The 235-nt window shown below is 59.1% G+C and carries 1 protein-coding gene; it reads left to right on the plus strand.

The annotated features are described in order from the left end of the window. Positions 1–214 (plus strand): glycoside hydrolase family 68 protein (locus AC0L20_RS41880; RefSeq protein WP_473295975.1); only part of this gene is annotated, 214 nt, incomplete at its 5' end. Between the last annotated feature and the right edge of the window lie 21 nt (positions 215–235).

Below are 235 nucleotides of genomic sequence, written 5' to 3' on the forward strand. Positions count from 1 at the left end.
GGTGACCTCCTTCATCGACAGCGTCCCTGCCGGCGAAGACGGTAAACAGATGCGCATCGGTGGCACCGAGGCACCGACCGTCGGCATCAAGATCAAAGGGCAGCAGACCTTCGTGGTCGCCGAATATGACTACGGGTTCATTCCGCCGAAGGTGGTAGTGCACGTTGTCCAAGAGCGCTCTCAGACAACATTCCAGTGGAGCGGCCTTACTTGAGCGTCACATCCACCATCGGCG

The sequence above is a fragment of the Bradyrhizobium sp. Kon58 genome, from assembly GCF_055807455.1.